The organism is Geomonas diazotrophica (assembly GCF_019063885.1).
Classification (GTDB): Bacteria; Desulfobacterota; Desulfuromonadia; order Geobacterales; family Geobacteraceae; genus Geomonas; species Geomonas diazotrophica.
The window spans coordinates 4,774,459-4,799,404 of record NZ_CP077684.1 but is presented as its reverse complement, the minus strand read 5'-3'; the positions used below and the strand labels follow the sequence as shown (position 1 = coordinate 4,799,404).

General features: G+C 62.1%; 22 protein-coding genes, 1 other RNA gene, 1 pseudogene and 1 riboswitch. Of the genes and pseudogenes, 7 read left to right on the top strand and 17 right to left on the bottom strand.

What is annotated here, in order from left to right:
• Nucleotide 1 precedes the first annotated feature (1 nt).
• Entirely contained in the window at nt 2–637 is a 636-nt protein-coding gene (locus KP003_RS21115; RefSeq protein ID WP_216496933.1) for a hypothetical protein, read from the top strand.
• On the opposite strand, the gene KP003_RS21110 is transcribed toward KP003_RS21115, so the two are convergent.
• The 5 genes and pseudogenes from KP003_RS21110 to KP003_RS21425 form a co-directional block, all read right to left on the bottom strand.
• On the bottom strand, nt 634–2,073 hold the full coding sequence (locus KP003_RS21110) for an HD-GYP domain-containing protein (protein WP_216496934.1): 1,440 nt from the start codon (nt 2,071–2,073) through the stop codon (nt 634–636). The genes KP003_RS21115 and KP003_RS21110 overlap by 4 nt on opposite strands.
• Before the next feature lie 9 nt (nt 2,074–2,082).
• Nucleotides 2,083–3,768: a HEAT repeat domain-containing protein gene (locus KP003_RS21105; RefSeq protein ID WP_236026667.1), complete on the bottom strand. Its 1,686-nt coding sequence runs from the start codon at nt 3,766–3,768 to the stop codon at nt 2,083–2,085.
• 258 nt (nt 3,769–4,026) lie between these two features.
• On the bottom strand, nt 4,027–5,670 hold the full coding sequence (groL, locus tag KP003_RS21100) for a chaperonin GroEL (RefSeq protein ID WP_216496936.1): 1,644 nt from the start codon (nt 5,668–5,670) through the stop codon (nt 4,027–4,029).
• Between the two features lie 64 nt (nt 5,671–5,734).
• Complete coding sequence (gene groES / locus KP003_RS21095; RefSeq protein WP_216496937.1) at nt 5,735–6,025, bottom strand: co-chaperone GroES; 291 nt, start codon at nt 6,023–6,025, stop codon at nt 5,735–5,737.
• Nucleotides 6,026–6,183: 158 nt separating this feature from the next.
• Nucleotides 6,184–6,777 (bottom strand): annotated as a pseudogene (locus KP003_RS21425) (DUF507 family protein).
• A 156-nt stretch (nt 6,778–6,933) separates the two neighbouring features.
• Here KP003_RS21425 and ssrS point away from each other — a divergent pair.
• Both ssrS and KP003_RS21075 read left to right on the top strand, forming a co-directional pair.
• Nucleotides 6,934–7,115: non-coding RNA, 6S RNA (gene ssrS / locus KP003_RS21080), on the top strand.
• 124 nt (nt 7,116–7,239) lie between these two features.
• Nucleotides 7,240–8,253 (top strand): ribonuclease Z, encoded by a 1,014-nt coding sequence (locus tag KP003_RS21075; protein ID WP_216496940.1) that lies wholly within the window; start codon nt 7,240–7,242, stop codon nt 8,251–8,253.
• A gap of 149 nt (nt 8,254–8,402) precedes the next feature.
• On the opposite strand, the gene KP003_RS21070 is transcribed toward KP003_RS21075, so the two are convergent.
• The 3 genes from KP003_RS21070 to KP003_RS21060 form a co-directional block, all read right to left on the bottom strand.
• Entirely contained in the window at nt 8,403–9,776 is a 1,374-nt protein-coding gene (locus KP003_RS21070) for a DegQ family serine endoprotease (protein WP_216496941.1), read from the bottom strand.
• A 161-nt stretch (nt 9,777–9,937) separates the two neighbouring features.
• Nucleotides 9,938–10,612: a response regulator transcription factor gene (locus KP003_RS21065; protein ID WP_183344735.1), complete on the bottom strand. Its 675-nt coding sequence runs from the start codon at nt 10,610–10,612 to the stop codon at nt 9,938–9,940.
• A 33-nt stretch (nt 10,613–10,645) separates the two neighbouring features.
• Nucleotides 10,646–11,458, bottom strand: a complete 813-nt coding sequence (locus KP003_RS21060; RefSeq protein WP_216496942.1) for a pyruvate, water dikinase regulatory protein — start codon at nt 11,456–11,458, stop codon at nt 10,646–10,648.
• Between the two features lie 269 nt (nt 11,459–11,727).
• Here KP003_RS21060 and prmA point away from each other — a divergent pair, with 269 nt between their 5' ends.
• Both prmA and KP003_RS21050 read left to right on the top strand, forming a co-directional pair.
• Nucleotides 11,728–12,648 (top strand): 50S ribosomal protein L11 methyltransferase, encoded by a 921-nt coding sequence (gene prmA / locus KP003_RS21055; protein ID WP_216496943.1) that lies wholly within the window; start codon nt 11,728–11,730, stop codon nt 12,646–12,648.
• A 2-nt stretch (nt 12,649–12,650) separates the two neighbouring features.
• Nucleotides 12,651–13,391, top strand: a complete 741-nt coding sequence (locus tag KP003_RS21050; protein ID WP_216496944.1) for a 16S rRNA (uracil(1498)-N(3))-methyltransferase — start codon at nt 12,651–12,653, stop codon at nt 13,389–13,391.
• 55 nt (nt 13,392–13,446) lie between these two features.
• On the opposite strand, the gene KP003_RS21045 is transcribed toward KP003_RS21050, so the two are convergent.
• The 9 genes from KP003_RS21045 to KP003_RS21005 all read right to left on the bottom strand — a co-directional run bounded on the left by KP003_RS21045 (nt 13,447) and on the right by KP003_RS21005 (nt 22,512).
• A complete protein-coding gene (locus KP003_RS21045) occupies nt 13,447–13,773 on the bottom strand; it encodes a hypothetical protein (protein ID WP_216496945.1) in 327 nt (108 codons plus the stop codon).
• A gap of 124 nt (nt 13,774–13,897) precedes the next feature.
• On the bottom strand, nt 13,898–14,602 hold the full coding sequence (locus KP003_RS21040) for a DUF72 domain-containing protein (protein ID WP_216496946.1): 705 nt from the start codon (nt 14,600–14,602) through the stop codon (nt 13,898–13,900).
• Between the two features lie 273 nt (nt 14,603–14,875).
• Nucleotides 14,876–16,009, bottom strand: coding sequence for a ribonuclease D (locus KP003_RS21035; protein ID WP_216496947.1), 1,134 nt, complete (start codon nt 16,007–16,009; stop codon nt 14,876–14,878).
• A gap of 160 nt (nt 16,010–16,169) precedes the next feature.
• Nucleotides 16,170–17,222, bottom strand: coding sequence for a histidinol-phosphate transaminase (gene hisC, locus KP003_RS21030; protein ID WP_216496948.1), 1,053 nt, complete (start codon nt 17,220–17,222; stop codon nt 16,170–16,172).
• 107 nt (nt 17,223–17,329) lie between these two features.
• The gene (mqnC, locus tag KP003_RS21025) at nt 17,330–18,394 is read right to left on the bottom strand and encodes a cyclic dehypoxanthinyl futalosine synthase (RefSeq protein WP_216496949.1); all 1,065 of its coding nucleotides are present in this window, start codon (nt 18,392–18,394) and stop codon (nt 17,330–17,332) included.
• An 81-nt stretch (nt 18,395–18,475) separates the two neighbouring features.
• A complete protein-coding gene (gene mqnE, locus KP003_RS21020) occupies nt 18,476–19,552 on the bottom strand; it encodes an aminofutalosine synthase MqnE (RefSeq protein ID WP_216496950.1) in 1,077 nt (358 codons plus the stop codon).
• Between the two features lie 92 nt (nt 19,553–19,644).
• Nucleotides 19,645–20,253, bottom strand: coding sequence for a UbiX family flavin prenyltransferase (locus KP003_RS21015; RefSeq protein ID WP_216496951.1), 609 nt, complete (start codon nt 20,251–20,253; stop codon nt 19,645–19,647).
• Nucleotides 20,250–21,119, bottom strand: a complete 870-nt coding sequence (locus KP003_RS21010; protein ID WP_216496952.1) for a 4-hydroxybenzoate octaprenyltransferase — start codon at nt 21,117–21,119, stop codon at nt 20,250–20,252. Before KP003_RS21010 ends, KP003_RS21015 begins: the two co-directional genes overlap by 4 nt.
• A gap of 46 nt (nt 21,120–21,165) precedes the next feature.
• Entirely contained in the window at nt 21,166–22,512 is a 1,347-nt protein-coding gene (locus tag KP003_RS21005; RefSeq protein WP_216496953.1) for a UbiD family decarboxylase, read from the bottom strand.
• 368 nt (nt 22,513–22,880) lie between these two features.
• On the opposite strand from KP003_RS21005, the gene KP003_RS21000 reads away from it, so the two are divergent.
• Together KP003_RS21000 and KP003_RS20995 are read left to right on the top strand one after the other, a co-directional pair.
• The gene (locus KP003_RS21000) at nt 22,881–23,708 is read left to right on the top strand and encodes a c-type cytochrome (RefSeq protein WP_216496954.1); all 828 of its coding nucleotides are present in this window, start codon (nt 22,881–22,883) and stop codon (nt 23,706–23,708) included.
• 370 nt (nt 23,709–24,078) lie between these two features.
• Nucleotides 24,079–24,162, top strand: a riboswitch (cyclic di-GMP riboswitch).
• Between the two features lie 205 nt (nt 24,163–24,367).
• Nucleotides 24,368–24,865 (top strand): DUF11 domain-containing protein, encoded by a 498-nt coding sequence (locus KP003_RS20995; RefSeq protein ID WP_216496955.1) that lies wholly within the window; start codon nt 24,368–24,370, stop codon nt 24,863–24,865.
• Nucleotides 24,866–24,946: the final 81 nt, after the last annotated feature.

Below are 24,946 nucleotides of genomic sequence, written 5' to 3'. Positions count from 1 at the left end.
CATGAAGAGGAGAATTTTGTGGCTGGTGTTCGCCGTGGTGCTTGTTGCCCTGGCGGGTTGCGGGAGCAGCGACCGTCCCCTGATTGAGACGACGATCTCCAGCGACCCCGCTGTGGACGGGGATATTGTCGATGCGGCAGGGGTGCGGACCGTATCCCTTGTGAACAGGGATGGACTTCCAGGGGTGCTGGCGGGGGTGGATCCGGTAAATGACGACGTCTACCGGGCGTTCCTGCACTTCCCGCTGACCAGGGTTCCCGCGAACCATGCCATCAGTTCGGCGACCCTCAGCGTCGTCATTCGCAGCGTAACCGTGGTCCCTCCGACGGCGACCATACCGCTTCGCATCGAGCTGGTCTCGTTCGATCCGCCAATCATTACAAACGATTTCGACCGCGCCATCCTGCTCCCGCTGGCAGCCACCGTCGTCTCGCCTCCGATCACATCTGCCGACGTCAACCGCGAGGTGAACATCGACGTGACCTCGCTCATGGCCGAGGCGCAGTTCAGGGGACTGCCCGACTTCCAGGTGCGCATCCTGCAGGACAACGACCTGCTTACCACCGTCCCCGGTATCGTCGAGATCGACGAGGCGACGGTGGCGAACGAGCCGAGGCTGACGGTGGTGCACTTCTAGAAGTACCGGCTCACGTCGAGGTCGTAGAGGTAGGGATCCAAAACAGCGGTAATGGTCTGGGGGGAGCCGGGTGAGCCGAGGGCGATCACCTCTCCCCCCTCCGTCTCGCGTCCCTCCCGGTCGGCGATGATGCGGACCAAGGGGTTGTCCCACTGGGCCGGGTCCTCGCTGTTCCCCACCACCACCGCGATGTCCTTTTCGTCCAAAAGCAGCAGCGACCCCACCGGATGGATCCCGACGCAACCGACGAAAACCTTCAGGAGCGCCTGATCGTAGGACTTCCCGCTTTGCGACAGCATCACCCTGAGGGCCTTGTGGGGAGGATAGGCGGTCCGACCGCTGACCCGCGAGGAGGTAAGGCCGTCGTAGCTGTCGGCGATGCTGATGATCCGCCCCAAAAGCCCCAGCTTACGGTACCCCACGCGCGGATAGCCGGAAAAATCCGCCATCAGGTGATGCTCAAAGATGCCGGTGATGATGCGAGCGGTGAGATCGTCGAGCCCCTTCAGCTTCATCACCTTCCTCACCCCGTACAGCGGATGTTTCTCCATCACCTGCCGTTCCTCGACCGAGAGCTCGCCCGGCTTGTCCAGGATATCGCCGGGGACGTCGCAGTTGCCGATGTCGTGGAAGAGAGCGGCAAGCCCCAGCTCGCAGAGATGGAACTTGTTCATCCCCAGCCGTTTTCCCATCAATAACGAGAGGATGCAGACGTTGGCGGCATGATGCTGCGAGGAGCTGTCATGGGAGCGCATGGTGCTGAGCCCCAGGAGGTCGGCTTCGTGCGTGTAGAGAAGGTCGATGATCTGCTGCACCACCCGTTTCGATTCCCGCAGGCGCAGCCTGCGCCCGGACGCCACCTCGGCCGCCACCTCGTCCATCGTGGAGAGGAGCTTGCGGTACAGCGGCCGCACCTTGTCCCCGGCCGCCCTGACCCGCCTGTGCTGCGGCGTTATGGTCAGCACCTCATCCTCACGCAGCAGGTCGAGCTCCAGGTTGCCGATCCCCCTTTGCTGCACCGCTTCCAGCAACCTCTGGAAGATATCCGCCTCATCCTCCTGGGGTTCCTGCAGCAGGTACACGAAACGCTGCAGGTCCGTGCTGGTTACACCCGGGCCGAAGGTGACCCGGCCCAGGTGATGGCGCCGCATCAGCTCGATGATGTAGCGCGGCCCCTCGAAACTGGCGATGTCCGGCCTGAGCCGGAGCTCTCCCAGGTAGAGATGCCCCCCCTTGAGGATGAGGGAGGCGTCCTCGTCTTTCCCGGCGATCGCCCGCACCACCTCGAGGAGGTTGCCGACCCGCTGCACGATCGCCGCGTGGCCGGCACCGTAATTGACGGAACTTTTGAGCAGGACGAAGAAATGCGACACCAGGGTCTTGCCCAGCCTCGCCAACTCGTCTCCCACAGGTTCCCGGTTCATATCAAGCGCCATGGCCCAACCTCACCTCGTCCCGGCCGGATTTCTTTCCTGGGACATATGGGAAGCGATGGCCTGGTCCAGAATGGACCGGACCTCTCCTCCCTTTTTCTGGCCGCGCGCCTCTTCGAGGAGCTGCAGGGCAGACCTGCTGCGGATCCGTCCCAGCCCCAGCACCGCGAGCTGCACGGATTCCTTCTCGTTCCCCTTCTGAAACCAGAAGCGCTTCATGAGCTGTTCGCGCAGCAGGGGGATCACGCTCTCCTGTCCCAACTCACCCAGGGCCAGGAAGACCTCCTTCTTCTCTTCGTAGGGGCGCTCCTGGAAATCGTCACCCCCGGCCAGCGCCACGATCGGCTTGAGTGCGAAGGGAAGCCTCTCCCGTGTCAGGATCTGCAGGGCCTTGATGCGCAGGGCGCTCGATTCATCCCGCAGGTACTTCAGCAGGTACGTCTTGGCCTTGGCGTCGCTGGTGCGCTCCAAAAAGCCCAGCACCTCTCGCCGGATGCGCGGCTCCCGGTGTGAAATCAGCCCGAGGATCATCTTGAGCGCCGCGGGCGTCCCGATCAGGGAAAGGATCAGCACCACGTTGCGCACCAGGTACCAGCGCGGGTCGCTGAGAAAGGGCTCGAATACCGCCGGGTCCCCCCGCCCCAGTTCCACCAGGACCTCCACGATCAGCTTGCGCACCTTGAGCTTCTCCACGCGCCCGAGCAGTTCGCAGATCGCCCCCAGCGAAGGGATGCCCAGGATCAGCAAAAGCTCCTTCAACTGCACGTAATCTATCCCGGCCTCGGCGCTGTCCAGCGCCACCTTAAGCACCTCAACGGTGGAGGCGGAGAGTATCCCGGCCAGGGCCGCGGCCAGTTGCTGCCGCTGCTCGGGTGCCGTGATCGGCAGCTTTTGCAGGCGGTCCAGGAACCGCGCCAGCTGGAGCGCATGCGCTATGTCGCCGGCTACCACGAGGTTGACGGTCAGGGTTCCAAGGATGGCGGTGAAGTCGGCGAAAAGCTCCGGTTCCTGGACCTCGCCCAGGATGGCCGCGAGGATCCTGATCACGTCATCGAGCCCGTTGCAGCGCCCTTCGACGTCGACGGCCTTGCGCAGCCAGGTCTCCTCCTCCGCATTTAGCATGAGCAGGTGCTTCGGGATCATCCGTGGCGCCGGGGGGGGGTGCTCGACGAGCGCCTGCCGGATCCGTTCCAGGGCATCACGCTGCTGGTGGGAATCCTCGGCCTCCCGCATGAGGTAGGGATCGCTGAAGTCGTCCTCGGTGAGGTAGCCGATGTGCTGGAGGTTGCGCTCCCAAAGCTGCGTCACCACGTCGTCGTCGCTGCTGGGGCGCTCGAAGCCGACGACCCCGAGAAACGCCACCAGTTCCGCCTGCTCCACCCCCTGGTCGAAGAACAGGGTCCTGATGCCGTCGGCATGGAGCCGGCTCGCCAGGCTCTCCTTGGGGGCCTTGTTCTCGTAGACCTGTGCACCGTGGTAGCGCAGCACGAACTGCTCCACGTCGAGGGTAAGCTCCCCGTAACGCGCCAGATGCACGGTCATCCTGGTCCCCAGCTCCGAGATGAAGCCGATCAGCACCGGGTTGTTGGGCAGGTAGATCCTGAGAGCCTTCGAGACCTTGATCATCGCCAGGATGATCTGGGTCACCGAGGCAAGCTCTTCCTTGCCGACGTCCGGTTGCTCAACAGCCTGTTCCATCATGCTCCGTCCTCGCCTGCGGTGGTGTTTCCGTCCACTCCGAACGCCCTAAGCTCCGCCCCGCCCTTCGAACCTCTCGATTCATTAGGCCCCTGCATCTTCCATCACCGGCGTAAGCATACGCTTTCCTTCACGTTGTGTAAAGAGAGCCCCTTTGCCGGCGTCGGCGTTTCGTGCCTTCCATTAAAATTTGCGCCACAAAAAAAGGGAGCCGGCTCGAGGCCGACTCCCTATGGTCACTGCTTTGAAGGGCAGGGCTTACATCATGCCGCCCATGCCACCCATGCCGCCCATGCCACCCGGCATCGCCGGCATCGCCGACTCTTCCCTCGGCTTGTCGGCGATCATGGCCTCGGTGGTCATCATGAGACCGGCCACGGAAGCGGCGTTCTGCAGCGCGCTCCTGGAGACCTTGGTCGGGTCGATGATGCCGGCCTCGATCATGTCGACGTAGATGTCGTCGGCAGCGTTGTAGCCGAAGGCATCCTTGCCGTTCTTCACCTTATCGACCACGATGGAGCCGTCGACGCCTGCGTTCTGGGCGATCTGACGGATCGGCTCCTCGAGGGCGCGCTTGATGACGTTGACGCCGAACTGCTGCTCCGGAGCGAGCTGCAGGGAGTCGAGGGACTTGAGGGCGCGCAGGTAAGCGACGCCGCCTCCGGGGACGATCCCTTCATCGACGGCCGCGCGGGTCGCATGGAGGGCGTCCTCGACGCGTGCCTTCTTCTCCTTCATCTCGACCTCGGTGGCTGCGCCGACCTTGATCACGGCAACGCCGCCGACCAGTTTCGCCAAGCGCTCCTGGAGCTTCTCGCGGTCGTAGTCGGAGGTGGTCTCTTCGATCTGGGCGCGGATCATCTTCACGCGGCCCTGGATGTCGGCGTCGGAGCCGTAGCCGTCGATGATGGTGGTGTTGTCCTTGTCGACGGTGATCTTCTTGGCCTGGCCGAGCATGTCGAGGGTGGTGTTCTCGAGTTTGAAGCCGACTTCCTCGGAGATCACCTTGCCGCCGGTCAGGATGGCGATGTCTTCGAGCATCGCCTTGCGGCGGTCGCCGAAGCCCGGGGCCTTGACGGCGCAGACGTTCAGCACGCCGCGCAGCTTGTTGACCACCAGGGTCGCGAGAGCCTCGCCCTCGATGTCCTCGGCGATGATCAGCAGCGGACGGCCGGACTTGGCGGTCTGCTCGAGAACCGGGAGGAGGTCCTTCATGTTGGAGATCTTCTTGTCGTGGATCAGGATGGCGACGTTGTCCATGGCCGCTTCCATGCGCTCCGGATCGGTCACGAAGTAGGGGGAGAGGTAGCCGCGGTCGAACTGCATACCCTCGACGGTCTCAAGGGTGGTCTCCATCGCCTTTGCTTCCTCGACGGTGATGACCCCTTCCTTGCCGACCTTCTCCATGGCCTGGGCGATGATGTCGCCGATGGTCTTGTCGTTGTTGGCGGAGATGGTGCCTACCTGGGCGATCTCCTTGTGGTCCTTGATCGGCTTGGAGATGTTCTTCAGCTCGCCGACCAGCACTTCGACGGCCTGGTCGAGGCCGCGCTTGATCTCCATCGGGTTGTGGCCCGCGGCGACCAGCTTGGAGCCCTGGCGGTAGATGGCCTGGGCAAGAACGGTAGCGGTGGTGGTGCCGTCGCCGGCGACGTCGGAGGTCTTGGAAGCGACTTCCTTCACCAGCTGCGCGCCCATGTTCTCGAACTTGTCCTCGAGCTCGATCTCTTTGGCGACGGTGACGCCGTCCTTGGTGATGAGCGGAGCGCCGTAGGACTTCTCGATGACGACGTTGCGCCCTTTGGGGCCCAGGGTCACTTTAACCGCATCTGCCAGGGTGTTGACGCCTTTGAGGATGCAATTGCGTGCTTCCTGGTCGAATTTTATGATCTTTGCTGCCATATCAAATATCCTCCTTGGAATTGATTCTAGTCGCGGAACGTGTGATGAGGGGCTTTCCCTCTACCTATTTCTCGATTACGCCGAGGATGTCGTCCTCGCGCATGATCAGGAAATCCTCACCGTCGAGCTTCACTTCGCTCCCTGCGTATTTTCCGAACAGCACCTTGTCGCCCACCTTGAGATCGATCGGGTATACCTTGCCGTCCTCGCCCCTCTTCCCGTTGCCCACTGCCACGACTTCGCCCTGCTGCGGCTTTTCCTTGGCGGTTTCCGGGATGTACAGCCCACCGGCGGTCATGGTAGCTTCCTCAACCCTCTTCACGATGATACGGTCCTGCAGCGGTCTAAGATTCATGCTTTCCTCTCCTTTCTTGAGATGCACCGATCTCTTGATATTGAAAAAAATATTAGCACTCAAAACTGCCGAGTGCTAATTGCCTGCTAAATATAAACAGCATGACCTTAAAAATCAAGGGCGGTCTGAAAAATAATTTTCGTACGGCTATGTCCCTGTTACCACTTCCTTTTTGCCAGCTCCTCGGCGTAAAACTTCTGGTACAGGATCTCCCATTCGCGGCTCCCCGGAACCTTCGCCTGGCTGTACGAGGCAAGCTTCGCGCGCACCGCCTGGTCCACCTGTTCCATGATGGAGAAGAACCCCTCGATGGCCCCCTTGATCGAATCGAGCGCGCGCCGCTCGTCCGGGAAATCGGCCAGGTCGTCGTTGTAGAGCTTGTCGTAGATCTTGTGGGCAATATGCGAGATGCGGTCTTCCGAGATATGCATGGTCTCTCCTTGGATGGCTGGCCGGCTGGCCTGCGTCTATCACAGAACGATCTTTCTCTCCTTGGCCAGTTTGTCCTTGATCATCTTGAGCATCCTGTGCCGGTCGATGCCCTGTCCCCCCACGGCCTTGAGCGTCTGCTCCAAAAGCGCCTCCGCGTCGTGCTCCAGGCTTTCCTCCTGCCTGATGTCCTCTGCGATGGCGGCCTTGATCCCCGCCAGCACGGCGCCGCGCCCCTGTTTCTGCTCCACCAGTTGAGCGCGCTCCAGGTCCCCCAGCACCTTCTCCGCCAGGCGCGCGATCTGTTCATCCTTAAGACGCATCTTGCCTCCCGTTTATTAAAGGGTTTCGGTTTGGCGCATTGTACGTCAACCCGGCAAAATTGCAACAGGTTTGGGACCTGCATGAGAGGTGTTGTCATTAAAGAAAACAAGGTTGATTTCTCATAAGCACGGATCTACAATACAGCCACTGACACGCTCTCTCTGCCGTGCCCGTGAGGTTATTAACGCCCCTGCGGAATAATTTATTGCACGGGAGCCTGTTTCGATCGTGGTGAGCTGCCCCATTGCGCGGGAATTGCCTAAAGCGGTCTACAGGAGCCCACCTGAATGGGAACTCGCTGTGAGGCCCCCCAACCAAACGACAGGGCGGAGAGAGCTGCATTAAGAAATCAGGGGATCCGGTGACGGTCCCCTTTTTTTCGTCTTGCGCTCCGGCCCCTGGGGATATATAGCAATGGGTGGCTTTAGCCACTGCTCAGCACCTACGGTTCCGGAGGCCGGATGACGCCCCACTTCCTCCCCAAGCTGGTGAACCCACCCTTCGGCGACCCCGGGGTCTACGTCGACTTCCAGTTCGCCCGGCGGGCCATCCTCTTCGACCTGGGGGAGATCCACCGTCTCGGTCCCCGCAAGATCCTTCGCTTAAGCGACGTCTGCATCTCCCACACCCACATCGACCACTTCATCGGCTTCGACCTCATGCTGCGCGTCATGCTGGGGCGCGACATGGCGCTGCGCCTGTTCGGCCCCCCCGGCATCCTGCGGCAGGTCGAGCACCGGCTCGCCTCCTACAGCTGGAACCTGATCCAGAGCTACCCCACCGAGTTCGTCATCACCGTTACCGAGCTGCACCCCGACGGCGGCGCGCAAAGGGCCCGCTTCAGTTCCCGACGCGTCTTCGCCCGGGAGGCGGAGGAGAGCTTCGTCTTCGAGGATGGCGTGATCCTGGACGAGGAGAACTTGCGCCTGCGCGTCGCCTTCCTGGAGCACAGCATCCCCTGCCTCGCCTACGCCTTCGAGGAGAAGCTGCATGTGAACTTCATGAAGAACCGGCTGGCCGAGTTGGGGCTCCCGGTCGGACCGTGGCTCTCGGAGGTGAAGCGCGCCGTGCTGCGCGGTGAGCCGGACGAGACGGTGATGACGGCACCGCTCCCCGGGGTGGCCGAAGGGCAGCGGCTGACCATCGGCGCTCTGAAAGAACAGGTGCTGCAGGTGGTGCCGGGAGAAAAGATCGCCTACGTCACCGACACCGCCTTTACCCCCGACAACCGCCGCCGCATCGTCGAGTTGGCTCGGGGCGCCGATTACTTCTTCATCGAGGCGGTGTTCCTGGACGTCGATGCCGACCGTGCCCGCGAGCGGGCGCACCTGACCGCCCGACAGGCGGGGGAACTGGCGCGCGAGGCAGGCGCTGCGCGGGTGATCCCGTTCCACTTCTCCCCTAGGCACCTGGAGGCGGAGGATGAACTGCGCCGCGAGGTCGACGAGGCGTTCGCGGGAAATACCCCGACATAACAGGGATAACAGGGATAAAGGGGATAAGGGGGATAAGGGGGATTAACTCCTCCACGGCATCCCCTCCATCCCTGTTTAACTCCTTAAATATGAAAAGGGGGGCCCGGTTGCCGGGTCCCCCTTTCTCGTTCTCATTGCCTGCCGTCCCGCTAGTCGATCCTGAGCGCCACGAAGAGGGACGTTTCGCCCCTTCTGAGCAACATCTTCAGGTAACCGCCCTTCTTGACGCCTGCAATGGCCTTGTTGTACTCCTTCACGCCGGAGATGCGCACGCCGTTGATCTCCCTGATCAGGTCACCCCCGACGATGCCTGCCCTCTCGGCGATGCTGTCGGTTTGCACGTCGGCAACCAGGACCCCTTTCTCCCCCTGCAGCCTCATCTGCTGGGCACGCTCCGGGGTCAGGTCGATGACCTTCAGCCCGAGCCGGTCCCCGGTCACGGCGGCATCCTCGTCCTCACCCTCTTTCAGCTTCTCGATGGCCACCTCGAGCGGTACCTTCTTGCCGTCGCGCAGCACCACAAGCTTCACCTTCTTGCCTACCGGGGTTGCCGCCACGCGGCGCGGCAGCTCCCCCATCTCCTTGATGGTGTGCCCGTCGTACTCGAGGATGATGTCGCCCCCCTTCACGCCCGCCTTCTCGGCGGGGCTGTCCTTGATGACCTCGGCGACGAGAGCCCCCTGCTCGCTATCCATCCCGAAGGAGTTGGCCAGGTCCTGGGTCACCATCTGCACCGAGACCCCGAGCCAGCCGCGGGTGACCTTCCCGCTGTCCTTGAGCTGCGGCAGGATATCCTTGGCCATGTTGATCGGGATGGCGAAGCCGATCCCCTGCCCGCCGGCCACGATGGCCGTGTTGATGCCGATCACCTCGCCGTCGGTGTTGAAAAGCGGTCCGCCTGAGTTGCCCGGGTTGATGGAGGCGTCAGTCTGGATGAAGTCGTCGTACGGCCCGCTGCCGATCACCCGCCCCTGGGCGCTGATGATGCCGGCGGTGACCGTCTGGCTCAGGCCGAAGGGGTTGCCTATGGCCATAACCCAGTCGCCCACCTCCATCTTGTCACTGTCGCCCAAGGGAGCTACCGGCAGGTGCGCCTTGGTTTCGATCTTGACCAGGGCCAGGTCGAGCTTGTCGTCGCGCCCCTTGATTTCTCCCTTGTACTCGCGGCCGTCGGAGAGCTTCACCTTGATGTCGTCGGCGTCTTTCACCACGTGGTTGTTGGTGATGATGTAGCCGTCATCGCTGATGATGAAGCCCGACCCCATGCTCTGCTGCTTGTAGGGATGCTGACGCGGGGATTCGAAGAACTTCTCGAAGTACTCCTGGAACGGGTCGCCGTTGGGGTGCTGCCGCTTCTTCATGGCGACGTTCTTGGAGGTGCTGATGTTGACTACCGCGGGCTTTAGTTTCTTGGCCAGTTTCGCGAAGTCGGGTGTGAGCGTCGCGGCTCCCGCGACGGTTGAGAAAACGGAGGAGAGAAATAAGCTAAACACCAGAAATCTTGCTACGATTGCTGCCTGCATGGCTACCTCCTGGGATTTGAGTACGGTTAAGCTAATACTGCGCCGGTTGTTTGTCAAGCCCCACCCAAAGCCGCTTCCGTAAACAAAAAAACGGACCTCTCCCCGGCCGCTATGGCAAGGAGAGGTCCGTTTCGGACTGCAGCGCGTGGCGCCGGAGGGGGCTACTCTTCTTCTTTGAGGATGTAACCCACGCCCCTCACGGTGTGGATCAGCTTCTTGTCGGCTTCACGGTCGATCTTCTTACGCAGGTAGTTCACGTAGACGTCGATGATGTTGGTGAAGCTGTCGAAGGTGTAATCCCAGACGTGCTCGGCGATCATGGTCCTGGTGAGCACCTGGTGCGGGTTGCGCATGAAGTACTCGAGCAGGCCGTACTCCTTGGCGGTTAGATCGATCTCCTTGTCCTTGCGCCATACCTTGTGGGTAACCGGGTCGAGACGCAGGTCGGCGAAGCGGATCTCGGCGCCGCGGTCGAGTTCGCTCCTTCTCATCAGCGCACGGACGCGGGCCAAAAGCTCGGCGAAGGCGAACGGCTTGGTCAGGTAGTCGTCGGAACCGGAGTCGAGGCCAGCCACGATATCTTCTACCGAGTCCTTAGCGGTGAGCATCAGGATCGGGGTCACGTTCTTGCGCTCCCTGAGCTCCTTCAGCACGGAAAGGCCGTCCTTTTTCGGGAGCATCCAGTCGAGCACAATCAGGTCGAACGGCTTCTCCAGCGCAAGCTTAAGCCCCTCTTCACCGTCTGCTGCCGTGTGGACTTCGTACTGCTCCTCCTCGAGGCCGCGCTTGATGAAGCTGGCAACCTTTTTCTCGTCTTCAACCACCAAGATTCTCATGTTGATTCCCTCTCTTTGAAATTATGTCGACCTCTAATCGTGCCTGATATCACCATGAAGCCTGCTCAGAATCTCGGCGGCAGACTCCTCAACCGATTTGTTGGTTACGTCGATAACCAGCCAGGCGGGGTGGGCTCGGTAAAAACGCCGGCAGTAGGCAAGCTCTTCTTCAACCTGCCTGTAGTCGGCATAGCTGCCGCGCGGGCTCTGCCTAAGATTCCTGAGCCGCGCGCTCCGGATATCGACAAGTCGCTGCGTGTCGATAATGAGGCCTACCACCCGTTCCGGTTCCACTTCCTCCAACTCGGGGGGAGGATCGATTCCCTGGATGATGGGCACGTTCGCCACTTTGTACCCCTTGTGAGCCAGGTACATGGAAAGCGGCGTCTTCGAGGAGCGGGACACGCCGATCAGGACGATGTCCGCCTTGTGCAGGTTGCGCGGCTCCTGGCCGTCGTCCTGCTTCACAGTGAAATCAACCGCCTCCATGCGGCGGTAATACTCGGAGTTCATCTCGTACTGCAGGCCGGGGAGCTTCTGCGGCCTCATCTCCAGGAACTCGGCCAGCTTGAAGAGAAGCGGAGTGATCAGGTCAACCGCCTCCAACTGCCTCGCCTCGCACTCGTTCCTGACGAACTGCGCCAACTCCGTGTTCACCAGGGTGTAGAAGATGATGCCGGGGAGCCGGTCGACCTCGTCCAGGGCCTTCAGGATATCCTCGCGGTTCCTGATCTGCCCGACCCGGCGCAGGCGAACGTCCACGTCCTTGAACTGGGTCAGCGCGGCCCGCGCCACCCGCTCGACCGTCTCGCCAGTTGCATCCGAAAGTAAGTAAACGTGGTACATCCGTTGTCACCCGAAAACTGTTGCCCTACCAAGACCTTATCGGCCTTACCGTCAAACTCATTAGATATATACCATGTTTTTTCATTTTAGGCAAAACTAAAATTTAATGGGAAAACCTTCTGTAAATTCTTATCGGCAGAGACCGGAAAAATTTTAATTATAATTACGCCCTAGTTTTTTTGGATGTCAAGGTTTTCATTGCCATTCCCTTTATTTCTCTGCTAGTTTAATGCGGCAATTCGCAACCCCAAAGGAGACGCAAACTCATTATGATTACAGACTGGGCGGAAATCGCCTGTGACGTCCCGGCCGAGATGGTCGACACATTAGCGGACTTCTTAGTCGAACTGACCGGCAACGGCGTCGGCGTGGACAACCTGCATCTGGACACCTTTACCCTGGACACCCTCGAAGACACCAGCATCAAGACGGTGAAGGGGTACCTCCCCCTGGACGACTCCCTGGAGGACATGCGCATCAAGGTAGAGCAGTTCCTGGCCCAGCACGGCCCCGACTTCCCCGGCTTCGTCTACACCCCTCCCGTTGTCACCATCATCAAGAACGAGGACTGGGCCAACAACTGGAAGGTGCACTTCAAGCCCGTGCGCATCGGCAAGCGTCTGGTGATCAAGCCGACCTGGGAGGAGTACCATCCGGTCGAGGGGGACCTGGTGATCCAGATCGACCCCGGGATGGCCTTCGGCACCGGCGCCCATCCCACCACGAAGATGTGCCTGGAATCCCTGGAGCGGATCGCCTTTGCCTCCGAGGGGGCGAGGCTCCCTGACCCGGTCCTCGACGTGGGCACCGGCTCCGGCGTGCTCAGCATCGCCGCAGCGCTTCTGGGCGCCACCGAGATCGCCGCCGTCGACATCGATCCCGAGGCGATCAGGGTGACGCAGGAAAACCTGGAGCTGAACGGCGTCGACGGGGTGGTGGAAGCGTCTACCACCGACCTCTCCCAGCTTCCCGACGGCTACGCCGTCGTGGTCGCCAACATCCTCGCCGAGGAGCTGGTGCGCCTCTCCGACCAGCTCACCTCGCGGGTCGCTCCCGGCGGCTGGCTGATCCTCTCCGGCATCCTCACCGAGAAGGAAGAGTTCGTCCGGGCCGGCTTCCCCGCCCTTGAACTCGTGGAAAACCCGCGGGAGGCCGAGTGGTCCTGCCTCACCCTGAGGAAGCCGCTCTAGAAATGCGCAGCTTCTTTCTCGGCGACAACACGGTCTGCGACGGGGAAGTAACCGTCACCGGCGAGCTGTACCGGCACATGGCACGCGTGCTGCGGCTGAAGCAGGGGGCGGAGGTCGAACTGATCGACGCCGACGGCCGACGCCACTGCGGTGTCGTTGGCGAGGTCGGCACCAAGAGCCTCACCGTCCGTATCGCCGCCACCAAGGCCGTGCCCGAGCCCGAAGGCGGGCTGAAGATCACCCTGTACCAGGGGCTTCCCAAGGGGGACAAGCTCGACCTGATCCTGCAGAAGTGCACCGAGCTCGGGATTTCCGAGGTGGTCACCTTCGACGCGGCACGCTCCATCGTGAAGCTGCGGGGTGAAAAGAGCGCGGGGAAACTGGCCCGCTTCGAGAAGATCGTGCAGGAAGCCGCCCGCCAATCCGGGCGGGGTTCCGCGCCACGGGTCGCCATCGGCGGGACTTTGAGGGAAGTGCTCCGGGATGCACGGCACACGGTGCGGCTGCTTTTGTACGAAGGGGAAGAAAAGACGACGCTGCGGGAATGCCTGGACCAGCACCAGGCGCCGGAGAGTGTCGCGGTGGTGGTAGGCCCTGAGGGTGGGCTGAGTGCCGCAGAGGTCGAGGAAGCCCTCGCTTGCGGCTTCACGCCGGTGACGCTGGGGAGGCGCATCCTGCGCACCGAGACGGCCGGACTGGCGCTCGTCTCGATTCTGCAGTTTTACTGGGGAGACCTGGGGTGACGGTCGCGGCCGCCCCCCTTTTCCCCTTTGGGGAGGGGACCGACGGAACCGGCCGCTAACTGAGCGCGACGACCAAGGCCGCTATCGAGACCAGCAGAGACACCCCCGCAACCGCCATGAGCAGCTTCTCGCGGGCCAGCACCACCTTGAGCGTCTTGATGGCGAGCTGCAGGTGCCCCGAGGTCTCAAGGAGCGCCTTCTCCAGTTTCCGGTTCTCCTCTTCCAGATGGTGCAGCCTGGCCTCGATGTCGCTGGGAGACCCGGCTCCCATGAATCTTCCCTTGGCTCGGTTGGCCATGTCGACCACCACCGGGAGGTTCTCCATCAACCTCCCCCACGGGATCCTGGTTGCCGCGATCTTTGCTATGCTCCAGATGCTCATGGCTCCTCCTTTATCCTTCAATCCTTAAGTTTGTGGTACTCCCGCCCTGTTCCGGAAACCGGCAATCCCGAGTCCGGCAATCCCGAGGCTCGCGCTCTGCCGGATCACTGCGCCCGCCCCCCACTCACCCCGCGGAAACAAGGTCCGCGAAGCGGCGCGCGAAAAGCGGCCCCTTGGCCTCGTCCTCGTGTTTGAAGAAGACGAAGGCTTCGCTCCATCCCCTCCCCCGCACCAGCTCCGCCCACTTCCCGAGTTCCTCCACCTGGTAATCGGGGCGTCTCAGCCGCAGGTACCCCCAGGTCGCCGTAGCGACCGGCGGAATTTCCGGCTCTCCCTCGACGTCGACGAGGCAGAGCGCGGCGTCGTTTCTGTGCAGCAACGCGAAGACCTCGTCGTCCAGCCAGGAGCGGTGGCGAAACTGCAAGGCCACGCGGCGTCCCGGGGGGACCAGCGCCAGGAAATCGTGCAACAGGGGGACATCCTTCTTGAGGCTGGGCGGAAGCTGGAAGAGCACCGCCCCCAAGCGGCTCCCCATCACTCCGGCGACATCGAAGAAGTAGGAGACCGCGTCCGAGACGTCCCGCAGCCGGTTCACGTGGGTGATGCGCTGCGGTGCCTTGAGCACGAACCTGAAGGCATCAGGGACCTCTTCGCGCCACCCTGCCAACACGGAATCCCGGGGCATGCGGTGGAAGGTGTTGTTGATTTCCACGCTATTGAACTGCCCGCCGTAATAGCGCAGCATCTCCCCGGGGGGCAGGTCGCTCGGATAAAAGCTCCCTTTCCACGCCGTGTAGGAAAAACCGCTTGTCCCTATGTACAGGAGCATGGCCCGCCCCTCCGTCCCTTGCCTCTGCTTGCCTCTGCTTGCCTCTGCTTCTTGCCTCTGCTTCTTGCCTCTGCTTCTTGCCTCTGCTTCTTGCCTCGCTGTGCCTCGCTGTGCCTCGCTGTGCCTCGCTTCGTCCACAGCTTCATGTTATACAACAGCGGACCATCTGTACAAGACATTCTAATGTAAATCCTCCCTGCGTCGTGCTCATAGGACGAAAAAAGGCGGGTTCCTCATAAGGAACCCGCCCGTCAGTCAGCCATGTCTGTATTTTCAGGAGATCAAGGACGCCAGCTCGTCACCGAACGCCTCGCGCTGCCAGCGCTTGAGCAGGGCGTTCTGCGAGGAGCCCGGCTCGGCGAGCGCCTCCAGCAGCGTGTTGTTCGCCACCAGCCCAACGCCCAGCCCAAGCTGCGCCGACTTCGCCTCCCGCCAGATCTTCAGCCGTTTCACCTTCTCGTCCTGGAGCCGGTCCAGCACCGGACGGCGGTTCGCCTGCACCTGCGGCAGCTTGTCCTGCGGCAGGGCCAGACCGTTGGCGATGGCCTGCAGCAGCCCGCGCCCGAGCCTCTCGATCAGCTTGGAGGACATGGTGTGGATGCCCACCAGTTCGAAGTTGCTCCTGGGTTGCTTCTCGGCGAGCTCGCGCAACAGGTCGTTACTGAGGATCCTGAAGGGGGGAACGTCCGCGATGCGGGCCTTCTCGTCGCGGAATTTCAGGAGTTCCTCGAGGACGGCCAGCTCGCGCGGCTTCATCTTGTTGGCCCCCTTGAAGCGAAGGCACATGAGCTCCCCCTCGCGCGAAGGGGATCTCACCCCGGCCACCAGCTCGGACTCTTCCTCCACCCAGGCCAGGCGTCCCTTGGCCACCAGCTCCGCCTCCAGCTGACGGTACAGTTCGATCAGCAGGGAGGTGTCCTTCATGGCGTACTCCAGCATCTCCTGGGAGAAGGGACGCTTGCTCCAGTCCGCCTTCTGGTAGCGCTTGTCCAGCTCGACGCCAAAACGCTTCTTCAAAAGGGCGGCCAGGCCGAACTCGCTCTCGCCCAGGAACTGGCTGGCGATCATGGTGTCGAAGAGGTTCACCACCTCGATGCCGAAGTCGCGGTACAGCGAGCGCATGTCGTAGTCCGCACCGTGGAAGATCTTCTTGATGGCCGGGTTGGCGAAGATCGGTGCCAGCGCCCGGACGTCGACCGGCGCCAGCGGATCGATCAGGCGGGTCTCCGACAGAGAGGAAACCTGGATCAGGCAGACCTTCTCCGTATAGTGGTGCAGCGAGTCTGCCTCCAGGTCGAAGGCGAGAACTGACTCCTTAGAGAGACGCTCTACGAGTTCATCCAGGGTCTTTTGGTCGGTGACGAGATGTGCCGCTGCGGGATTTGTTGCCTTAGTTTTGTTCTGCAAATGGTTCCGTCCGTTTCTGCATCTATATATGCTTGCAAGATATTTGGCGTTGGCAACCTGCGGTGGCCATGGCGACTGCGCCAGCCGGAAAGATTACAACCTTTTCACTTTGTGTACAAGTCAAGATCCGCTTTCCGCGAAAAAAACATCTTTCGAGGGATCAACATCCCGGCCCGATCTCGATCAGCGCCTCTATGGTGCGCGCCATCTCCTCTTTGGTGCCGATGGTGATGCGCAGGCCGTGGCTCAGTTTGGGGTCGGTGAAGTGCCGCACCAGGATCTTGCGGTCGTAAAGCCCCTGGTAGACGCGGGTGCCGTCACGGTCAGGGGGGGTGGCGAAGACGTAGTTGCCGCTGGAGGGGATGACGTGGTAGCCGATCTTGGCGAGCTCGGCGGTGAACCAGGCACGGGTCTCCTTGATCTTGGCCACGCACTCCAGGAAGTAGGCCTGGTCGTGGAGCGCCGCGGTGGCGGCAGCCTGCGCCAGGCGGTCCAGGTTGTAGTGGTCGCGGATCTTGTTCAGGGCGGCGATCACCTCCGGTCGCGCGATGGCGAGACCGAGCCTCATCCCGGCCAGGGAGTAGCTCTTGGAGAAGGTACGGGTGACCACCACGTTCTCGAAGGAGCGCACCAGTTCCAGCGAATTCTCTTCAGCAAAGTCCACGTAGGCCTCGTCCACCACCAGCATCCCGGAAATGCGCCCGGCCAGATCGGCGATGTAATCCTGGCTGTAGGTGAAGCCAAGCGGGGCGTTCGGATTGGTGAGGAAGAGGAGCTTGCCGTCGTAGCGCTCCGGCATCCCTTCCGGCTCGAACTCCTCGGTCAGGCCGAAGGTGCGGACCTTGGCCCCCTGGACTTCGGCCAGCGTGCCGTAGTAGGAGTACGAGGGATGGATGTACGCGATCTCCTCGCCCTCACCGGCGAAGGCGCGGATCAGGTTGTTGAGCACCTCGTCCGAACCGTTGGCCATGATGATCCAGGACGGGTCGAAACCGTACAGCGTCGCGGCCTCTTCGCGTGCCAGACGACTCGCCGCGTCCGGATAACGGCGCAGCCCCTCACCGACCTCCCTGGCGATCGCCTCGATCACCTGAGGGGAGGGAGGATAGGGGTTCTCGTTGGTGTTCAACTTGATGTAGGAGGCCACATCTTCGGGCTGGAAGCCCGGGACGTAGCCTGCCATCGCTGCGATGTTTTGCCGCAGGGCGATCATGGCAACTCCTTTGCTGGCGAATTTCGATCTGTGACTATAACCGGAATTCAATAAGAAAGTCAAAGGCTCCGCCTCATGAGGCCGGGACGGAACCCTCGATTTCCGCGTCAATACCGCTCCAGTTCCCGGTAAAGAGTGGTGCGGCGGACCGGGGTGAAGCCGGCGCCCTTGATGAGCTCGATCATCTGCTGTTGGGAGATGCGGAAGCGGCACCCGGCCGCGGCCACCACGTTCTCCTCCAGCATGGTCCCCCCCACGTCGTTCGCGCCGAAGAAGAGCGCCACCTGGGCCATCTTCGCCCCTTGGGTCACCCAGCTCGCCTGAATGTTCGGGATGTTCCTGAGCACGATGCGGGACAGGGCCAGAACCTTGAGGTATTCCACCCCGCTGGCGGTCTCCCCGCCAAGCTCGGTGTTGCCGGGCTGGTAGGTCCAGGGGATGAAGGCGGTGAAGCTCCCCCCCTGCGCCTGCAGCTCGCGCACGCGGAACAGGTGCTCGGCCACGTCCTCGATGCGCTCCTTGCTGCCGAACATCATGGTCGCGGTGGTCGGCATGCCCAGTTTCGCAGCCTCGCGCATGACGTCCGCCCACCCTTGCCAGCCGATCTTCTTCGGAGAGATCTCGGCACGGACGCTGTCCACCAGGATCTCGGCCCCGCCGCCGGGAACCGAATCCAGTCCCGCCTCCTTCAGGCGCTTCAGGGTTTCGGGAATGGAGAGGCCGGAGAGCTTCGCGGTATGGGTGATCTCGGCCGGGGAGAGGGAGTGGTTCTGGACGCCAGGGAAGCGGCGCTTGATCTCTCGAAACAGGGTCTCGTAGTAGCTGATGTCCAGCGACGGGTGCAGCCCGCCCTGCATCAGGAGCTGCGTCCCCCCCTGGTCCACCAGCTCCTGGATCTTGGCCATGATCTCCTCGTTGCCAAGGAGGTAGGCATCCTCGGCATCGGGGTTCCGGTAGAACGCGCAGAACTTGCACTGGGACTCGCAGACGTTGGTGTAGTTGACGTTGCGGTCCACGACAAAACTGACGCAGCCCTCGGGGTGCATGCTGCGGCGGATGGAATCGGCGATACGGCCGACCGCAAGGAGCTCTCCTTCGGTCAGGCACCAGAGCGCCTCCTCGAAGGTTATGTCGGCGCCGGCGGCAACTTTTTCGGTGATGGCTTTAAGCATGGTGAACCTGCGGCTTTCTGTGGCTAAGGGCAGCGGGGTGTGGACCCGGTGGACCGTGTGGACCCGGTGGACGGGCAGAAATCAATAGACCTCGAGCTCGCGGTAAAGGGTGTCGCGCTCGACCGGGATGCGGCCCGCCTTGCGGATCATTGCGACGATGGAGTCGCGGCTCATCGCCTGGGGGGTGTCCGCCCCGGCTTCGTGACCGATACGCTCCTCGACCACGGTACCATCCAGGTCGTTCACGCCGAAGCAGAGCGAAACCTGGGCGATCTTCTCCCCCAGCATCACCCAGTAGGCCTTGACGTTGGCGAAGTTGTCCAGGTAGATGCGGCCGACGGCGAGGGTGCGCAGGTCGTCGACGCCGCTGGTGCCGCTGCCGCCGATCTTCAACTGGGAATGCTCCGGCTGGAAGGCGAGCGGGATGAAGACCTGGAAGCCGCCGGTCCTGTCCTGCAGCTCCCTCAACTGGCGCATGTGATCGACCCGGTCCTCGACGCTCTCCAGGTGACCGTAGAGCATGGTGGCGTTGGATTTCAGCCCGGCCCGGTGCACCTGCTCCATGATGGAGAGCCATTGAACGCCGCTGATCTTCTCGGGGCAGAGCTGGTTGCGGATCTCCGGGGCGAAGATCTCGGCGCCCCCTCCCGGAAGCGAGCCGAGCCCGGCTTCCTTCAGCTTTTCGAGGGTCTGCGGGATGGTAAGCCCGGCGAGCTCCGCCAGGTAGGCGATCTCAACCGCGGTGAAGGCCTTCACGTGCAGCTCCGGCGAGACCGCCTTGATGGTGGCCAGGAGTTCCAGGTAGAACTCGAAGGGGAGATCCGGGTGCAGGCCGCCGACCACGTGGATCTCGGTGGCGCCCTGCTGGAGTGCCTCCTCGGCGCGGGCGCGCACCTCGTCCAGCGACATCAGGTAGGCGCCGGCTTCGCCGGGCCTGCGGAAGAAGGCGCAGAAGCGGCAGCGGTTCACGCAGATGTTGGTGTGGTTGATGTGGCGGTTGACGTTGAAGAAGACCTTGCGGCCGTTGCGCCGCTCGTTCACCGCCTGGGCCAGCTCCCCCAGCTCCAGGAGATTCGGATGCCGGAACAAAAGGAGCGCCTCGGCCTCGTCGATGCGCGCTCCAGCCAGGACTTTGTCTGCTAAGGCTGCAAATGTCATTGTAAGGTTCTTTCCTTTCTTGTCGGACCAGTCGGACTAGTCAGACCGGTCGGACGGGTCTGACGTCGGACAGTCGGACGGCCGGGTTCGGTTTACTCACCGCCCCAGCGGCGGAACAGGGTGTGCTCCACCTGCACGCTGTCCAGCACCTTGCCGACCACGAAGTCCACCAAGTCCTCCATGCTCTGCGGCTGGTGGTAAAAGCCGGGCATCGCGGGGACTATCCTCACCCCCAACCGGGAGAGCTTCAGCATGTGCTCCAAGTGGATGGCGTTCAGCGGGGTCTCGCGCGGCACCAGCACCAGGGGGCGCGCCTCCTTGAGCATCACGTCGGCGGCGCGCTCCAGCAGGTTGCCGGCGTTTCCGCAGCTGATGCGGGACAGGGTCCCCATGGAACAGGGGACCACCAGCATGGCGTCCGGGGCCGACGACCCGCTGGCAATTGGGGCGAAGAGATCATCGCAGGCGAAATAACGAAGGGAACCGTCTGCACCACCGACCCTCTGGCGCAACTGCTCCTGCACCACCTGCGCCGCCCCGCCCCATTCGAGGCCGCACTCCTCGCGCAGCACGGCGAAGCCGGCGTCGCTGATCAGCACGCTGACGCGCGCGCCTGAGCGCAGCAGCTCCTCGATCGTCCTGAGAGCGTAGATGCTGCCGGAGGCCCCGGTTATGGCGACTACGAAATGCCGCTGCTTCACGCCGCCCCCGCTGTCAGGGTATCCAGCAGCGTGGCAAAGAACAGGGTCACGCTGATGTAACCGTTCATGTTGAAGAAAGCGGCGTCGAGGCAGTCCAGGTTGCCGCCGCGCAGCAGGTGGTGCTCGTACAGAAGCATCCCGCAGGTGGCAACCAGACCGGCCAGGAAGAAGGTGCCGAGCCCGAGGTTGACGTAGAGTCCCAGCAGGAAGAGGCAGGAAAGGAGATGGAAGATGCGCGAGGTCCAGAGCGAACCGGTGACGCCGAGCTTCGCCGGGATCGAGTGCAGCCCGCTCTGCCGGTCGAACTCCATGTCCTGCAGCGCGTAGAGGATGTCAAAACCGGCCACCCAGAAGAGAACGGCGAAGGCCAGGAGAAAGGCCGGCAGATCGACGCTGCCGCGGATGGCGATCCAGGCCCCGAGTGGAGCCCCCGCCAGGCAGATCCCCAGCACCACGTGCGCCAAGGAGGTGAAACGCTTGCAGTAGGAGTAAAGGAGGATGAAGCCGAGCGCCACCGGGGCGAGGTAGAGGCAGAGCGGGTTCAGCATCCTCGCCGCGAAAAGCATGAGCAGCACGGAAAGGACGATGAAAAAGATCACGGACCCGCGCCCGAGCAGGCCTGCCGGGATGGCGCGCCCGGCGGTGCGCGGATTGCGGCCGTCGATTTCGGCGTCGATCACCCGGTTGAGCCCCATGGCCGCGGTACGCGCGCCCACCATGGCCAGCACGATCCACCCCGCCTGCGCCAGCGTGGGAAGCCCCTTAGCGGCCAGCAGCGCGCCGGTAAAGGCGAAGGGAAGCGCGAAAATGGTGTGGCTGAACTTTATCATCTCCAGGAATACCTTGATCCTGGCGTAAATCGTCATCTCGACTCCTGCCTGACAGCTCATGAGTTCCTTTCCCGCCCCTTGCTCAGAGAAAGCCGTATTCCCGCCATCTCCGCTCAACCAGGGCGCTGACCGATGCATCCTGTTGCAACAATTCCGACCGCTCTCCACCCTCTTCCGGGAGCTTGCGCGTCGCGTCGACCCCGAGGCAACCATCCTGCGTCACCACCAGGTCGGCAGGGAAACGGACCGCGTTCAACGCCTGCCAAAATCCCTGCGCCAGCGTGAGCTCTCCTTCGGTCCGATTTACGACCACCAGGAGCTTCCCACGCTTCAACCATCCGCCGCTGCGCAGTTGCTCCAGCACCCGTCGCCCCTCCCCCGGCGCCTTCTTCTCGATGGAGACGATGGCACAGCCGTGGAAGATCCCCTCGAGGGGCATGACCAGGTCGGCGATCTCGGGACATTGCCTGCGCAGCAGCGGGAGCAGCAGCCGCCCGGCGGCCTGGGCCAGGTAGCAGTCTTCCATCGGTGGCGGGCCGACCACGGTCGCCGGGCAGATGGGATCGCGCCTGCGGGTGATGCCGGTGACACGCACCAGCGGCACGACTTCACCCGGATCGTAGCACCCGGTGTGGTTGCCGAAAGCGCCCTCCAGGCGGGTCGCCCCCGGCTCGATGACACCCTCGATGACCAGTTCGGCATCGGCGGGAACCGTCAGTTCCGACCCCAGGCAAGGCACCATGCCTATGGGTGCCCCGTCCAGGTAGCCGGCGAAGGAGATCTCGTCCAGCGGTTCCGGCAGAGGGAGCATGGCTGCCAGCGCGAGCGCGGGAGCGGCACCGACGGCGATCGCCACCGGCATCGGCAACCCGGCCGCAAGGTACTTCTGGTGGTGGCTGAACGCGCCGCTGCCGGGCTTCCAGCGGATCCCCACAAAGCCGTCGTCGAAGAGCCGGACCCGGTACATGCCGCAGTTGTCCGCGCCGGTCTCGGGATCCCGGGTGAACACCAGGGGGAGCGTGATGAAGCGCCCGCCGTCGGCAGGCCAGCTCTTCAGAAAAGGGAAACGTCCCGGATCCGGGATCTGCTCGACCACCTCGCGGCAGGGTGGCTCGCGCACCAGTAATGGCGCCGGCGCACTCTCCGGAGATTGAAGCAACTGTTCCATCTTGCCCGTCAACTGGGAGAGGTGTTCGACCTGAAGCGCAAGCGCCATGCGGGAGGGGGAGCCGAAGATGTTCGTTGCAACCTGGTAGGGACTCCCCTTGACCTTGCTGAAGAGAAGCGCCTTGCCGCCACCGGGAAGCTTGCTCTGCCGGTCGGTGATGCAGGCGATCTCCAATTCGGCGTCGACCTCCGCATCCACCCGATGCAGCTCACCTGCGGCATCGAGCACGGCGAGAAAACCGCGTAAGTCCCTGATGGCCATGCACACTCCGCAAATAACCTGAAGTGCAAGTTTTTAACACTTCCACCCGTCGATGACAACGTTTTTCTTCCCCCTGTCCCTCCCGCAGAGCGCTCAGGCTTCCCGACTTAAAAAACGGTCCCGGCGGCACGGCGTTCATGAAAGAGGCTGGCTCTTTTCCTCGACTATCCGGCAGTCCAGCTTCGGTACAGCAGACAGCCAAACTGCGCAAACACTGAACAGCAACTTTTTGAAAACCGGCTGCAAAATCTCTGCAGTTCAAAAGAATTAATGCCGATAAGTGAAGCACATAGGACGGGATTCTCACATTAAATGTTTCTGGCACCTTGTGTGTAACAGAGGTAACAACCACGAAACAGGGGGCTTCCATGAACACTGACACAACAACAAAATGCTATCTGGGCAAAACGGGCTTCGCTTCCAGGATCAGAACACTCGCCCTGGCACTTTCGATCGCGCTTCTGGCCGGCTGCGGCGGAGGCGGCGGAGGGACCACCCCGACCGGCATCAACACGACCCCCGATCCCGTTGCGAGCAACTCCTACACCGTCACCAGCGACGGCTACGGACTGGAAAAGGCCACCTACCTCTCCTCCAGCGTCTCGACCCTCGGCATCGTGTTCCGCGCCGCCATAGCCTCCAGTCTCAACGACCCGGCCTACGAGACTGTCTCACGCATCGACATCGTCCCCGGCGCCACCATCACGGCGCAGACGACCTACGCACTGGGGAGTGCCGGCGGCGCGCCGTCATTCCCGGGCAACCTTTACTTCCTGAACGGACACCCGTCGACCCTCCTGCGCACCGTGGGCGGCACCATCAGCTTCAGCCGCTACGGCGGCAACTCCGGCGACCGGGTCAGCGGCTCTTACAACGCGGTGGTGGAAGACGACAACGACCCGGCAAAGCCGACCTACACCATCGCCGCCAGCTTCGATTTCGTGATCGGCAGCTACGGCGCGGTGCTCCCGGCACCCGGCTCGCTGGCACTGGCGGCACAGCCCGCCTACCAGTCCTACTGCGCCTCCTGCCACGCCTTGGGGGGCTACGACACCAGCGCCTCCGGTGCTCCCGATCTTGCGCTTAAGGGGGGAGAGGTCCCGGCCAGATACGCAGCGGGACAGGCCGGACACCAGGGAGTCACCCTCACCGCAGACCAGATCGCCGCTCTCAAGGTGCTGCTCAACACCAACTGATTCGCTCCTGCGGGGAGCCGGCACCGCGCCGGCTCCCCGGTTGTATCAGCCTCCCGACGACGCCCAATCCCCCTATCTACTCGATGTTTCCGCTGCGCGAGCGTAGCCGCAGCAACAAGAAGCCACTCCACACCGTTCACGCCGAAAAAGGCAACGACAGTCTAGGCAAAATCACACGACCACATTCTCATTGGAAAAAAAACTTTATATTTTTCATGTAATTTGCTACTGTTGCGCCGTTTTGTAGGCATTAAGCTGGCGGCAGCGTAGTCTTCCCAGAAAAAGGCGATGCAAACACTTTAAATCACTGAAGTAAAACAGAACTCTTCTGGAGCCCCCATGATCTGAGCCTAACCATTCCCATACCTCACTCCGACAATGGCAAACCCGGAGCAATCCGGCGACGCAAAGCCACGGGTCCACTTTACGAAAAGGGGACAGCTGGGCTACCGAAGAGCATCTGGAGTCAGGCCCGGGGGAGGACAATAACGTCCTCCCTACGGCAGAGATGCCCGTCTCCGTGTACATGAAGACGGGCATTTTTGCATCAAACGCACAAGATGCCGCAAATAGCCGTATAAGCAGGATTTGTGACGTAAACAAAATAAAAACGATCAGCCGTCAACCAGAGCAGCAAACGCACAAAAAGGAGAAGTAAAATGCAAAAAAACAAGAAGTTAGCTACCGCAGCCGTCGCCCTCATCCTGGCAGCAATGCCGCTCGTCGCCTGGGCACAACCCAAAGTCACCATCACCATGAAGGCGGAGAAAGAGGTGAGCGTCACGGCCAAGGGAAAACAGGTGAAGAAGCGGGTGGCGGCCAAGGGCGTGCAGCCGGGGGAAGAAATCATCTACACCCTCAGCTACCAGAATTCCGGGAACGAAGCCGCCAAGGATGTCGTCATCAGCGACCCGATCCCCGCCGGCACCGCCTACATCCCGGGCAGTGCCAGCGAAACCGGCGACCTCGCCTTCTCCATCGACAAAGGGAAAACGTTCAAGAAACCGACCCTGCTGACTTACGAGCTGAAGGGAAACACCGGGAAGATGGAGAAAAAGGTGGCATCTCCGGATGAGTACACCGACGTGCGCTGGACTATCCCGCAGGTGCCGGCCGGCGGCACGGGGTCGGTCAGCTTCAAGGTAAAGGTGAAGTAATTTCAGGGCTGAACGCGGAATAAGCAGTTCGATGACAAAATTGAAAACTATCTGAAAAGGAGTGCCTATGATCCAAATCTG

Coding starts and splice junctions, on each gene's coding strand:
- KP003_RS21115 (WP_216496933.1), top strand. CDS start 2: ATGAAGAGGAGAATTTTGTGGCTGGTGTTCGCCGTGGTGCTTGTTGCC.
- KP003_RS21110 (WP_216496934.1), bottom strand. CDS start 2,073: ATGGCGCTTGATATGAACCGGGAACCTGTGGGAGACGAGTTGGCGAGG.
- KP003_RS21105 (WP_236026667.1), bottom strand. CDS start 3,768: ATGGAACAGGCTGTTGAGCAACCGGACGTCGGCAAGGAAGAGCTTGCC.
- groL (WP_216496936.1), bottom strand. CDS start 5,670: ATGGCAGCAAAGATCATAAAATTCGACCAGGAAGCACGCAATTGCATC.
- groES (WP_216496937.1), bottom strand. CDS start 6,025: ATGAATCTTAGACCGCTGCAGGACCGTATCATCGTGAAGAGGGTTGAG.
- KP003_RS21075 (WP_216496940.1), top strand. CDS start 7,240: ATGACGCCCCACTTCCTCCCCAAGCTGGTGAACCCACCCTTCGGCGAC.
- KP003_RS21070 (WP_216496941.1), bottom strand. CDS start 9,776: ATGCAGGCAGCAATCGTAGCAAGATTTCTGGTGTTTAGCTTATTTCTC.
- KP003_RS21065 (WP_183344735.1), bottom strand. CDS start 10,612: ATGAGAATCTTGGTGGTTGAAGACGAGAAAAAGGTTGCCAGCTTCATC.
- KP003_RS21060 (WP_216496942.1), bottom strand. CDS start 11,458: ATGTACCACGTTTACTTACTTTCGGATGCAACTGGCGAGACGGTCGAG.
- prmA (WP_216496943.1), top strand. CDS start 11,728: ATGATTACAGACTGGGCGGAAATCGCCTGTGACGTCCCGGCCGAGATG.
- KP003_RS21050 (WP_216496944.1), top strand. CDS start 12,651: ATGCGCAGCTTCTTTCTCGGCGACAACACGGTCTGCGACGGGGAAGTA.
- KP003_RS21045 (WP_216496945.1), bottom strand. CDS start 13,773: ATGAGCATCTGGAGCATAGCAAAGATCGCGGCAACCAGGATCCCGTGG.
- KP003_RS21040 (WP_216496946.1), bottom strand. CDS start 14,602: ATGCTCCTGTACATAGGGACAAGCGGTTTTTCCTACACGGCGTGGAAA.
- hisC (WP_216496948.1), bottom strand. CDS start 17,222: ATGATCGCCCTGCGGCAAAACATCGCAGCGATGGCAGGCTACGTCCCG.
- mqnC (WP_216496949.1), bottom strand. CDS start 18,394: ATGCTTAAAGCCATCACCGAAAAAGTTGCCGCCGGCGCCGACATAACC.
- mqnE (WP_216496950.1), bottom strand. CDS start 19,552: ATGACATTTGCAGCCTTAGCAGACAAAGTCCTGGCTGGAGCGCGCATC.
- KP003_RS21010 (WP_216496952.1), bottom strand. CDS start 21,119: ATGACGATTTACGCCAGGATCAAGGTATTCCTGGAGATGATAAAGTTC.
- KP003_RS21005 (WP_216496953.1), bottom strand. CDS start 22,512: ATGGCCATCAGGGACTTACGCGGTTTTCTCGCCGTGCTCGATGCCGCA.
- KP003_RS21000 (WP_216496954.1), top strand. CDS start 22,881: ATGAACACTGACACAACAACAAAATGCTATCTGGGCAAAACGGGCTTC.
- KP003_RS20995 (WP_216496955.1), top strand. CDS start 24,368: ATGCAAAAAAACAAGAAGTTAGCTACCGCAGCCGTCGCCCTCATCCTG.